Annotated in this window: 9 protein-coding genes and 1 pseudogene; 7 read left to right on the top strand and 3 right to left on the bottom strand. The window is 61.5% G+C overall.

Annotated features, from left to right (window positions below):
• Positions 1-102: 102 nt before the first annotated feature.
• Together H1204_RS03495 and icd are read right to left on the bottom strand one after the other, a co-directional pair.
• A complete protein-coding gene (locus H1204_RS03495; RefSeq protein ID WP_180729839.1) occupies positions 103-447 on the bottom strand; it encodes a hypothetical protein in 345 nt (114 codons plus the stop codon).
• A gap of 156 nt (positions 448-603) precedes the next feature.
• A complete protein-coding gene (gene icd / locus H1204_RS03490; RefSeq protein ID WP_042310429.1) occupies positions 604-1,860 on the bottom strand; it encodes an NADP-dependent isocitrate dehydrogenase in 1,257 nt (418 codons plus the stop codon).
• Positions 1,861-2,242: 382 nt separating this feature from the next.
• Between icd and H1204_RS03485 the strand changes: the two genes are divergently transcribed.
• The 4 genes from H1204_RS03485 (at position 2,243) to fusA (ending at position 6,436) form a co-directional block, all read left to right on the top strand.
• The gene (locus tag H1204_RS03485) at positions 2,243-2,812 is read left to right on the top strand and encodes a pseudouridine synthase (protein ID WP_180729838.1); all 570 of its coding nucleotides are present in this window, start codon (positions 2,243-2,245) and stop codon (positions 2,810-2,812) included.
• 407 nt (positions 2,813-3,219) lie between these two features.
• Positions 3,220-3,414, top strand: coding sequence for a hypothetical protein (locus H1204_RS03480; protein ID WP_042310425.1), 195 nt, complete (start codon positions 3,220-3,222; stop codon positions 3,412-3,414).
• A 145-nt stretch (positions 3,415-3,559) separates the two neighbouring features.
• Positions 3,560-4,075 (top strand): DUF192 domain-containing protein, encoded by a 516-nt coding sequence (locus H1204_RS03475; protein ID WP_180729837.1) that lies wholly within the window; start codon positions 3,560-3,562, stop codon positions 4,073-4,075.
• A gap of 255 nt (positions 4,076-4,330) precedes the next feature.
• Complete coding sequence (gene fusA / locus H1204_RS03470) at positions 4,331-6,436, top strand: elongation factor G (protein WP_180729836.1); 2,106 nt, start codon at positions 4,331-4,333, stop codon at positions 6,434-6,436.
• 746 nt (positions 6,437-7,182) lie between these two features.
• On the opposite strand, the gene H1204_RS03465 is transcribed toward fusA, so the two are convergent.
• A complete protein-coding gene (locus tag H1204_RS03465; protein ID WP_180729835.1) occupies positions 7,183-8,601 on the bottom strand; it encodes an IS66 family transposase in 1,419 nt (472 codons plus the stop codon).
• 307 nt (positions 8,602-8,908) lie between these two features.
• Here H1204_RS03465 and H1204_RS03460 point away from each other — a divergent pair, with 307 nt between their 5' ends.
• The 3 genes and pseudogenes from H1204_RS03460 (at position 8,909) to H1204_RS03450 (ending at position 12,396) form a co-directional block, all read left to right on the top strand.
• Positions 8,909-9,406 (top strand): cupin domain-containing protein, encoded by a 498-nt coding sequence (locus H1204_RS03460; protein WP_180729834.1) that lies wholly within the window; start codon positions 8,909-8,911, stop codon positions 9,404-9,406.
• 28 nt (positions 9,407-9,434) lie between these two features.
• A pseudogene (locus H1204_RS03455) lies at positions 9,435-10,453 on the top strand (HoxN/HupN/NixA family nickel/cobalt transporter).
• Between the two features lie 257 nt (positions 10,454-10,710).
• On the top strand, positions 10,711-12,396 hold the full coding sequence (locus H1204_RS03450) for an ABC transporter substrate-binding protein (RefSeq protein ID WP_180729833.1): 1,686 nt from the start codon (positions 10,711-10,713) through the stop codon (positions 12,394-12,396).
• Positions 12,397-12,410 lie beyond the last annotated feature (14 nt).

Below are 12,410 nucleotides of genomic sequence, written 5' to 3'. Positions count from 1 at the left end.
GTTGCACGCAACGCATTGAACATATGACGGAAGCGAGCGTGACGGCTTCAGTCACGCATCGGTTTCTTGTGCGCTATTCGAATGAGCGCCGACATGAAACCGTCACACGATCGGTGGACGCACGGGCGGTGCGCGCGTGACGCTCGCGCGCGCAGGGTCGCTATCGGCACCCGGCACATCCGACGACGCAATCCGCGTCGCCATGCCGATGCTCGACAGCAGTGCGCCACAATGGGCACCGCACGCCGTCATGCAGCAAAGAGAATGCGTGCGATGGCAAGACGAGTTTGAATCGCTCGTGTTCGTTGACGTGTCGAGGTGAACCGCATTCGTATGCATGCTTATCGCTTGCAGCGCGGCATCGTGATGATGCTCGCACGCCGACACGCCCTGCATGCCGAGCAAGGCGAACGTCAACACGATAAAAATGCGCCACAACGATTTCATGCCGGTCTGTCGATGCGAACGAGTGCGAGATGCAAAGGAAGTGAACCGATCATAACGCAGCCACGCTGCCGTGCAGATGACGAAAGCTCAAAACAAAACCCCGGCATGCTTTCGCGCGCCGGGGTTTTCGTTGAAGATGAAAGCGCTACGCCGCGCTCACATGTTGTCGATCATCACCTGACCAAAGCCCGAGCACGACACCTGCGTCGCGCCTTCCATCAGGCGCGCGAAGTCATAAGTCACGCGCTTCGACAGAATCGACTTTTCCATCGACTTCAGAATCGCATCCGCCGCTTCCGTCCAGCCCAGATGACGCAGCATCATCTCCGCCGACAGAATCTCCGAACCCGGATTCACATAATCCTTGCCCGCGTACTTCGGTGCCGTGCCGTGCGTCGCTTCGAACATCGCGACGGAGTCCGACATGTTCGCGCCCGGCGCAATGCCGATGCCGCCAACCTGCGCAGCCAGTGCGTCGGAGATGTAGTCGCCGTTCAGGTTCAGCGTCGCGATCACGTCGTATTCGGCGGGACGCAGCAGGATCTGCTGAAGGAACGCATCGGCGATCACGTCCTTCACGACGACATCGTTGCCCGTCTTCGGATTCTTCACCTTCATCCACGGGCCGCCATCGATCAGCTCCGCGCCGAACTCTTTTTGCGCGAGCGCATAGCCATAGTCACGGAACGCACCTTCCGTGTACTTCATGATGTTGCCCTTGTGCACCAGCGTGACCGTGCGGCGATCGTGGTCGAGCGCGTACTGGATCGCCTTGCGCACCAGACGCTCGGTGCCTTCGCGCGACACCGGCTTCACGCCGATACCCGACGAGTCCGGGAAACGGATCTTCTTCACGCCCATTTCTTCGCGCAGGAACTGGATGACCTTTTTCGCCTCGGGCGAACCCGCCGGCCATTCGATGCCCGCGTAGATGTCTTCCGAGTTCTCGCGGAAGATCACCATGTTGACCTTCTCCGGCTCGCGCAGCGGCGACGGCACGCCTTTGAAGTACTGCACGGGGCGCAGGCACACATAGAGGTCCAGTTCCTGGCGCAGCGCGACGTTCAGCGAGCGGATGCCGCCGCCGACGGGCGTCGTGAGCGGCCCCTTGATCGACACGATGTAGTCCTTCACCACCTGCATCGTTTCTTCCGGCAGCCACACGTCGGGACCATAGACCTTGGTCGCCTTCTCGCCCGCGAAGATTTCCATCCAGTGGATCTTCTTCTTGCCGCCGTAGGCCTTGGCGACGGCCGCATCGACGACCTTGATCATCACGGGCGTAATGTCGACGCCCGTGCCGTCACCTTCGATGTACGGAATGATCGGCTGATCGGAAACGTTGAGCGAGAAATCCGGATTGACAGTGATCTTGTCACCGTCAGCCGGAACCGTGATGTGCTGATACGCCATGATCGGACTCCAGTGATAGCTGTACTGTGAGAACAGGTTGGAAATGCGAAACCGGGGCGCCCCTCTTGCGCGCGACGCGGTGCCGCGCCGATTCGAGTGCTGATGCCAGATACCGATGCAGCAAGCGGCCAGGCGGCTATTCTAGCCCACGTCGGCACAAGGCCGCGCTCGGGACGTGCACGTATGCCGGCGCACCGGCGGGACTGCATGAGAAAGATCGCACTGTCTTATGTCTTATATAAGACATAAGACTTGTATCAGCGCATTATGCATTAAGATCTCGCCATTCGCTACCCGACACAGCCGTCGAGATTCGCAGCGCGCTTCGACGCCATGGCTGCGATCGCGCGGTTGACGCATTCGCCCTTCGCCTCGTTCACGCATGACTCTGCTCGCTCTCAACAAACCGTTCGGCACGATCTGCCAGTTTTCGGCGCACGAAACGCGTGCGTCGCTGGCCGATTGGGTAAAGATGCCCGGCATCTATCCCGCAGGGCGACTCGACTCCGATAGCGAAGGTCTGCTGCTGCTCACCGACGACGGCGCGCTGCAGGCGCGCATCGCCGAGCCTCGGCACAAGCTCGTGAAGCGATATTGGGCGCAAGTGGAAGGCGCGCCGACAGACGGCGATCTGAAGGCGCTCGCGCGCGGCGTCGATCTCGGCGACTATGTGACGCGCCCCTGCCGCGCGGAATTCGTCGAACCCGGCGAAGCGCTATGGGCCCGCACGCCGCCCATTCGATACCGCGCGGCGATTCCCACCACATGGATCGAACTGTCGATCACCGAAGGCAAAAATCGCCAGGTGCGCCGCATGACGGCGGCCGTTGGCTATCCGACGTTGCGTCTCGTGCGGGTCGGCGTCGGCGCGCTCGATATTTTTTTGCTTGGACTGCAGCCAGGCGAGAGCATCGAACTTCCGTCGCGCGCGCCCTGGGAAGGCTTCGCATAGTCGTCAATACGCCCACGAAAAACCGGTCGATATTCCGCTAAGCCGTTGTATCGACATGCGTTTTTTATTCGATTGCGTCATTTGAAAAATGCGCGCGAAAAGCGTTAAAAAGTACCAATCTGCGAGGCGTTATCACACTCACAAAAATTCCTGAAAATTTTCGTCAACCGCGTCGCGCGTTCATGCGTTACTCGACGCAGATGCCGATAAAGCTGTCCGGCATTCAGCCTCAAGAGCCTTTGTGCACGCCGCTCCAACGAGCTGCATGAAGGTGTCTGAACGCTCGCAGCCGCAAAGAAAAATTTCTTCGATGCGGATGTCAACCGAAAGGTGGACGGCACGTTTAACGACATGACTCAACCTGATCGGGTCATTGGGTTAATTAACTAAAGCTGAGGATTTGCAAAATGAACAAACTGATCGCCGCTCTGGTCGCTGGCCTCTTCGCAACGGCAGCATTCGCACAAGCTTCGGCACCGGAAGCAGCTTCGGCAGCTCCGGCAGCAGCAGCTTCGTCGCACAAGGCAACGAAGAAGGTTTCGCACAAGAAGTCGCACAAGAAGGCAGCAGCTCCGGCAGCAGCTTCGGCAGCTTCGGAATAAGTTTGTTGCAATAACGCAGTCAAGAATCAAGCAGTTTTGCCGTTCTTACGGCGTTGAAAGGCAGATGGCCACAAGGCCCTCTGCCTTTTTGTTTTTGACGCGCTCGCGTAACATGCGCGGATCATATTCAGCAAGGAGCTATGTCGTGCGATTTTCATTGCGCTCGTTGATCGCGCGCTTCGCGATTGCAGTTGCATTGCCTGTTGCCGCATTGTCGGCCGTGTCGCTGACGGCGATGTCCGCGCAAGATGCGTATGCGCAGCAGATGCCCCAGGGCGCAAAACAACCCGGCGACTTTCCACGCACCAAGCTCACGGCAGGCATGTTCGTCATCGACGCCGCCGTCGCCGCGAACGATGCGGACCGCGAGCAAGGTTTGATGTACCGCACGCAACTCGCACCGAACGAAGGCATGCTGTTCGTATTCGGCGAGAACGCCGTGCATTGCTTCTGGATGAAGAACACGCTGATCCCGCTGTCGATCGCATTCATGCGCGCGGACGGCACGATCACCGACATCGACGAAATGCAGGCCGAAACCACCAACAACCATTGCCCGAAGAACAACGGCGTCTACGCGCTGGAGATGAGCAAGGGGTGGTTCACGTCGAAGGGCATCAAGCCCGGTATGAAGATGCAAGGGCTGCCGGCGCCGCAATAAGCGAACCCTCCCCTGCACACGAACCGGACGGAAGCCGGCGCAGCCGCAAGGCGCGCCGGCTTGTTTTTTATCCGCCGCGACGCAATGTATGGCGGGCGCCAGCTCCGGCGGCTTCTGGCAGGATTCCTGCAAAAGCCGGGGCGACACGCTATTCTTATAGTCTCACCAGCAGCACCGAGATCGTCCGGGCCGCGCAGCAAATGCCAGCAGAAGGCCCGGCGCCAGCCACCGGCGCGCCAACACATGGAGGTTCACGTGCCCCGCAAGACTCCTATCGAGCGATACCGGAACATCGGTATCAGTGCTCACATCGATGCCGGCAAGACCACCACCACCGAACGCATTCTTTTCTACACTGGCGTGACTCACAAGATCGGCGAGGTTCACGACGGCGCGGCGACGATGGACTGGATGGAACAGGAGCAGGAGCGCGGCATCACGATTACCTCGGCGGCCACGACAGCCTTCTGGAAAGGCATGGCGGGCAATTATCCGGAGCATCGGATCAACATCATCGACACGCCGGGCCACGTCGACTTCACGATCGAAGTCGAACGCTCGATGCGCGTGCTCGACGGCGCGTGCATGGTGTACGACTCGGTTGGCGGCGTGCAGCCGCAGTCTGAAACCGTGTGGCGCCAGGCGAACAAGTACAAGGTGCCGCGCATTGCGTTCGTCAACAAGATGGACCGCGTGGGCGCCGACTTCTTCCGCGTGCAGCGTCAGATCGGCGAGCGCCTGAAGGGCGTCGCGGTGCCGATCCAGATTCCCATCGGCGCGGAAGAGCATTTCCAGGGCGTCGTCGATCTGGTCAAGATGAAGGCGATCGTCTGGGACGACGAGAGCCAGGGCATCAAGTTCACGTACGAAGAGATCCCCGACAACCTCAAGGACCTCGCGCATGAGTGGCGTGAAAAGATGGTCGAGGCGGCGGCGGAGTCGAGCGAAGAGCTGCTCGAAAAGTACCTGACCGATCACGAGAGCCTGACGGAAGACGAGATCAAGGCCGGCTTGCGCAAACGCACGATCGCCAACGAGATCGTGCCGATGCTGTGCGGCAGCGCGTTCAAGAACAAGGGCGTGCAGGCGATGCTCGATGCCGTGATCGACTATCTGCCCTCGCCTGTCGACGTGCCCGCGATTCTCGGCCACACGGAAGACGACAAGGAAGCGGAGCGTCATCCGAGCGACGACGAGCCGTTCTCCGCGCTCGCGTTCAAGATCATGACGGACCCGTTCGTCGGTCAGTTGATCTTCTTCCGCGTGTATTCGGGCGTAGTGAATTCGGGCGACACTGTCTACAACCCGGTGAAGGAAAAGAAGGAACGCCTCGGTCGTATTCTTCAGATGCACGCGAACGAGCGCAAGGAAATCAAGGAAGTGCGCGCGGGCGACATCGCGGCGGCTGTCGGTCTGAAGGAAGCGACGACGGGCGACACGCTGTGCGACCCGAACAACATCATCATTCTCGAACGGATGATCTTCCCAGAGCCGGTGATCTCGCAGGCCGTCGAGCCGAAGACGAAGGTCGACCAGGAAAAGATGGGCATTGCGCTGAACCGTCTCGCGCAGGAAGACCCGTCGTTCCGCGTGCAAACGGACGAAGAGTCCGGACAGACGATTATTTCGGGCATGGGCGAATTGCACCTGGAAATTCTCGTCGACCGGATGAAGCGCGAGTTCGGCGTCGAGGCGACGGTCGGCAAGCCGCAGGTCGCGTATCGTGAGACGGTGCGCAGCAAGGTTGAAGGTGTGGAAGGCAAGTTCGTCAAGCAGTCGGGCGGACGCGGGCAGTATGGTCATGCCGTCATCACGCTCGAGCCTGATCCGGGCAAGGGCTATGAGTTCGTCGATGCGATCAAGGGCGGCGTGATTCCGCGCGAATTCATTCCGGCTGTCGACAAGGGGATTCAGGAAACGCTCAAGGCTGGCGTACTGGCGGGTTATCCCGTTGTGGATGTGAAGGTGACGCTGACCTTTGGTTCGTACCATGACGTCGACTCGAATGAAAACGCGTTCCGCATGGCTGGTTCGATGGCGTTCAAGGATGCGATGCGCAAGGCTAAGCCTGTGCTTCTTGAGCCGATGATGGCTGTTGAAGTGGAGACGCCTGAGGACTTCATGGGTAACGTGATGGGCGATCTTTCTGGCCGGCGCGGCATCGTGCAGGGCATGGAGGATATTGCCGGCGGTGGGGGTAAGCTCGTGCGGGCTGAGGTGCCGCTTTCAGAGATGTTTGGGTATTCGACGTCGTTGCGGTCGCTTACGCAAGGGCGTGCTACCTATACGATGGAGTTCAAGCATTACGCTGAGACACCGAATAATGTGTCGGAGGCCATTATTAATTCGAAGTCCAAGTAGGCCGGTTTGGTTTGCTTGGGGCGAAGGCCTGTTCCTGTGGGGATGGGCCTTTTTTTTTGCTGTTTGCGGCGCTGGGTGGGCTGCTTGTGTTTGCGCTGGCGTCCGCGGGTTGGCTTCGTGGCGTGGCCGGGTTGGTTTGCTTGTGTTTGCGCTGGCATCCGCGATGCGTTAGCCTGCTTCACGCGTCGCCCCTGTGCGGGGCGGCACCTACTTTTCTCTGCCGCCGCAAAGAAAAGTAGAGGCAAAAGAAAGCGGCTAACACCGCCAGTTCTAGTTCTTGCCTGAGGGCCCCCAGAGGTTCCTACGCTTCACACGGCAATCACGTGACCCATGTTCGTTGCCAACGCTCTTGCGGTGCGCCTCACCCGCTTCACGCGCCCGCGTCGCCACATGCCGCGCCGGACAGTCCTCTGCCGCCCAGGTGGCAAACTGTGTGTAGGCCGTAGTGCCTCGCACGCCTCACTTCGGACCGATAGCGCACGCGTCCCACTTTGTAAGAGCGCTACCCTTATACGACGCGACAACCTACACACAGTTTGCCACCTGGGCGGCACAAACCATTCGCTGCCGTTAGCCTATGTACGGGTAATCGACGCGGGTGAGGCGCTCATTCAGCGCGTTGGCAACGCAGGCGAACAGATACGTTGCCGTGTGACGCGTAAGACCCGTTGGGGGCCCTCAGGCATGAAGAAATGTTGGCGGTGTTAGCCGCTTTCTTTTGCCTACTTTTCTTTGCGGCGGCGTAACTATTCAGCGGTAACCAGAGGCGAAACGACGACTCCTGTAAAGGCCAGGGCGAGCGCGTCGATCAGCGAACGGCTCTGCTTGCGTAAGGTGGCAAGGTAGGAGCGGATCGTGCAGAACGCCTCCATACCCGATTCCGAGCGGAAGCACCCGGAGATCTTCTGTTTGAGTTTGGGCATGCGGATATCGCGTTCGGCCTGGTTGTTGTCGAACGGTACGCGGTGATCGGCAATGAAACGCCACACCTCATCGGCATACTTGTGAAGCCGTGTGAGCAGGTTGCAGGTAAAGCTTTGCCTGATCCTGCCGCGGCGTTCCCGGCGCCCGGACTCACGTGCCTGCTGCGGATTGAGCTTGCGTGCCTGGGCGATCAGGGCGCGGCTGCGCCGTGTGTAATAGCGTTGGCGCGCCTGACTCAGCGAGGTGTTTCCTGCAGCCTGACTGAGGTCGACCTCGCGCTTTGCCTGGCAAAGCAGGTCAATCATCTGCTGGGCCCAGCGTTGCTGCGTGGACTCCAGGACAAACGCCAGTTCGCGCAGATGATGAGCATTGCACAGCGCATGCTCACACTCATAGCCGGCATACGGCCGCCAGCCGTCATGGACCGCGACTCCCCTAAAGCCGGGAAGAATGCCGAAGCTGTCCAGCGCCTCGCTGCCGCGCTTGCGGTGCGCGCCATACCAGCTCAACGCGTGCGTCGAGGCGACATGCAGCCAGCGGGACTCGCGCCCCACGCGCATGCAGCTCTCATCGAAATGCACCACGGGTTGCCCGCGTAGCGCCTGCCGGATCTGCTCAACGGCTGGCACCAGTAACTGCGCGGCCTGATCAATGCTGTGCTGGACGGTTCCCGTAACCACATGCAGACCAAACAGGTCCTTCAGCGCCTGGGCGGTGCGCGCAACCGGCAACTGCTGGTATTGCGTCAGATAGACGGCTGCGGCGCGAATCTGGGGGCCGTACTGAACCGCCTGGCTCACGCCCTTGGGAAATGCGCCCGAGTGATGCTTGCCGCAGCGGCACTGCGCGATCTGCACGCGATGCTCGGTCACCTCAAAGCGCGTGGGTGGCAAATCGATCACCTGACGGCCTTCGGGCAACACGGCCACGCGGGCTGCTGCGATGCGTTGGCCACATGCATCGCACACCAGCGCCACCGGGTGAATCTCGATGTGATCGGGTTGCGCGACGCGTTTGAGCGTCTTGCCCTTGTGCCCCGGTTGCGCGCCAGGCCTGGCCCCGCTCGTGCCGCGCAATGACTTCGGCTTGCGCCTTGGACCATCGCTTGACGGCGGCTTGCTGGAGTTATGACTGTCCTTCTCAAGCTTTGCCTCGAGCTCGTTCAGACGCCTCACCAGATCAACGATGAGTGCGTCCTTCTGCTCCGGTGTCAGGTCCTTGAGGTCGGGCATCTTCGTCATGTCCCTCACTATGCACAGCCTGGTAGCAGTTTACAAGCGCTGAATAGTTACGCGGCGGCAAAGAAAAGTAGGTGCCGCCCCGCACAGGGGCGACGCCTGAAGCACGCTAACGAATCGCGGATGCCAGCGAAAACACAAGCAAAGCAACCCGGCCGCGCCACGAAGCCAAACCGCGGATGCCAGCGCAAACACAAGCGAACCACCCAGCGTCGCAGACAACCCCAAACCCAACCCCAACCCCAAACCACCCTCAAACTTTTGTCCATGCCAGAATACCCAATCAAGTCGCCCGGCAAGGAGACAAGACATGACCCACGATCACGAGCAGCCCCCCCAACCCCAGATTGACTGGCGCGAACACGGCGTCAAAGTCATCAAGGGCGACCAGCTCGACACGAACACACCACAAACCCCCGGCATGAACCGCGCCGCCGCAATCAACGCCGCGCGCGCCGGCGCGCAGAAGCTATGGGCGGGCACCGTCACAATCCACCCGAACGCAAAGACAGGCGCGCATCACCATGGCGCACTAGAAAGCGTGATCTACGTCGTGCGCGGCCATGCCCGCATGCGCTGGGGCGAGCATCTGGAATTCACTGCCGAAGCGGGCCCCGGCGACTTCATCTTCGTGCCGCCGTATGTGCCACATCAGGAAATCAACGCCAGCACCGACGATCCCCTCGAATGCGTGCTCGTCCGCAGCGACAACGAAGCCGTCGTCGTCAACCTGAACATCGACGCCGTCGAGCAACCCGAAACCGTCTACTGGGTCGACCCGATCCACAAGCACCCACACGATCATTGACCAATCGCAAACCAGGTCCAACGCCCGTATGACGCCGCCCCCTTCGCTGCGCCCCCGCCTCGTCACACTGTATGCCGGCCTGATCCCGCCAATCTCGCGGCGTGGGCGTGGGCGCTGATCGCGTTTCGCGACTATCCGCTGCTGCTCGGCACCGCGTTGCTCGCCTACGGCTTCGGCCTGCGGCATGCCGTCGACGCCGACCACATCGCCGCAATCGACACCGTCACGCGCAAGCTGATGCAGGAAGGCAAGCGGCCGCTCGGCGTCGGACTGGCGTTCTCGCTCGGACATTCGACCATCGTGGTTGCCGCCACCATCGGCATCGCGTTGACGGCGCTGTCGCTGCACGGGCGCTTCGAGGCCTTTCATGCCGTGGGTGGCACGATCGGCACGTTGGTATCGTCGGTGTTTCTGCTGGTGCTGGCCGGCGTCAACCTCGTGATCCTGCGCGATGTGTGGCGTCGATACCGACACGTGCAGCAAGGCGGAGAACTGACGCACGAGGACGCCGCACGTGGCGCGCCCGCCGGTCTGCTGTCGCGGGCGCTGAAGCCCCTCTTCCGGCTCGTCACGAAAAGCTGGCACATGTACCCCGTCGGCGTGCTGTTCGGCCTCGGCTTCGACACGGCGACGGAAATCGGCCTGCTCGCCATCGCCGCCGCCGAAGCGGGCAAAGGCCTGCCGCTCTACTCGATCCTCGTGTTTCCTGCGCTCTTCACGGCGGGCATGACGCTCGTCGATTCGACCGATAACGTGCTGATGGTCCACGCTTACAGCTGGGCCATGGACGACCCGAAGCGCAAGCTCTACTACAACGCGAGCATCACGTTCGTGTCCGCCGTGGTCGCGATCGCGATCGGCGGCATCGAGGCACTCGGCTTGCTATCGGACAAGCTCGGACTCAGCGGCGGCGCGTGGGACGCGGTGGCAGCCGTCAACGAACGCTTCGGCATGCTGGGCTACGGCATCGTGAGCCTCTTCATGCTGTGCTGGATCGGCTCGATCCTGTTTCATCGCTGGCGCAAGCCCGCGCCGCTCGGCCGATAACACCGCCACGAACAGAGCGCCGCCTAAGCGCCGGAACGGTCGCCCCAGCGCGCCGCCCGTTGCGGCGATGCGCCGCGCCGTTGTGCGCACGACACAACTGCCGCCGGGAATCGTATGAAGGGAACCGCGCGTGGCCGCGAATGCTCCCAATCCAGAGTCAATCGCTTACACTGAACCCGCATCATCGTCGCACTACCACCGCAGCGCCTCGCAACAGCACGCGTGGCGTCCCAACAGAACGGATCGGACCACCATCGATGAAGAAATCCGCGGACCCGCGTTTTGCGCCTCGCCCGGCAGAATCAATTGACCTGGAAGCGGCGCGCCGCAGCGCCGACGCCCACGGCAATCACGCCATCGACGAATTTCTCGCCGGCCGCCTCACGCGCCGCGAATTGCTGCGGTATGCGAGCGTGATCGGCATGTCGCTTGCGGGCGGCGCGCTGCTGGTACCGCGCAGCGCCCGCGCGCAAGGTGCGGCGGGCGCGAACGCGACGATCCGCGTCGCGCACCTGACGCCCACGGGCGCCGTCGATCCGATGACGGTCACCGACTCCGCGAGCCTCTGCCTGCTCAATCAGACGGGCGAATTCCTGATCGACGACGACGGCGAAAAACAGACGCTCAAACCCGTGCTCGCGCTGTCGTGGAAGCCGAACGACAAAGGCGACGTGTGGACCTTCAAGCTGCGCGAGAACGTGAAGTTCCACGACGGCCAACCCTTCACCGCGAAGGACGTCGCCGCGACCTTCGACCGCCTCGCCGATCCTGCCGCCGGCTCGGCTGCGCTCTCGACATTGAAGGGCGTGCTGTCGAAGGGCGGCACGAAGGTCGTCGACGATCACACCGTCGCATTCCATCTCGACGCGCCCAACGGCAACTTCCCGTACTACGTTTCGTCGGACAACTACAACGCGGTGATTCTCCCCGCGAACTACGCGGGCAACTACGAAAAAACCTTCATCGGCACGGGACCGTTCAAGCTCGAGAAGTACCAGGCGAAGGTGGGCGTGTCGTTCGTGCGCAATCCCGACTATTGGGGCGAAAAGGCGCTGCCGCAGCGCGTGCAGTTCACCTTCTACGCGGACCAGCAGGCGCAGATTCTCGCGCTGCAAGGCCATCAGGCCGACGTCATGCCCACGTTCACCGTGCAGGGCGGCCAGGGGCTGATCAACAACCCCGAGTTCAAGGTGGTCGGCGTGAAGTCGAGCGCGCACCGGCAGATTCACATGCGCGTCGACAGCCCGCAGTTCAAGGACAAGCGCGTGCGCCAGGCGCTCGCGCTATCGCTCGATCGCGAAGTGATCGTCAAGGGTCTCTTCAAGGGCCGCGCGCAGGTCGGCAACGACAGTCCGTTCGCACCCGTGTTTCCTTCTTCGGATGCGGGCGTGCCGCAGCGCAAGATCGATGTCGCGAAGGCGAAGCAATTGCTCGCGCAGGCGGGCGTGCCGAACGGTTTCGACGTGACGCTCACAACCGAGAAGTTCATGGAGATTCCCGATCTCGCCGTCGTCGCGCAGAACTATGCGAAGGCTGTGGGCATCCGCATCAATCTGAAGGTCGAGAGCCAGTCGCAGTATTACGGCTCGGGTGCGCCGGGTAAATCGGACTGGCTCGATTCGCCGCTCGGCATCACCGATTACGGCAGCCGCGGCGTGCCGAACGTATTCCTCAACGCGCCGTTGACGAGCACGGGCACGTGGAACGCCGCGCACTTCAAGAACCCGCAGTACGACAAGCTGGTCGCCGATTACGTCGCCGCGCTCGATATCGCCGCGCAGAAAAAAGTGTCCGCGCAGATCCAGACGCTGCTGCTCGACGAGACACCCGTGATCTTCCCGTTCTTCTACGACCAGCTGATCGCCGCGCGCAAGCAGCTGAACGGCGTGCGCTTCACGGCAATCGCGCAGCTGTATTTCGATCGCGCGACGCTCGCGGCCTGATTGCGCGCAACGCT

The sequence above is a fragment of the Paraburkholderia sp. PGU19 genome, from assembly GCF_013426915.1.
Lineage (GTDB): Bacteria > Pseudomonadota > Gammaproteobacteria > Burkholderiales > Burkholderiaceae > Paraburkholderia.
The sequence above is the reverse complement of the archived record's forward strand: the minus strand, read 5'-3'. Positions and strand labels throughout refer to the sequence as shown.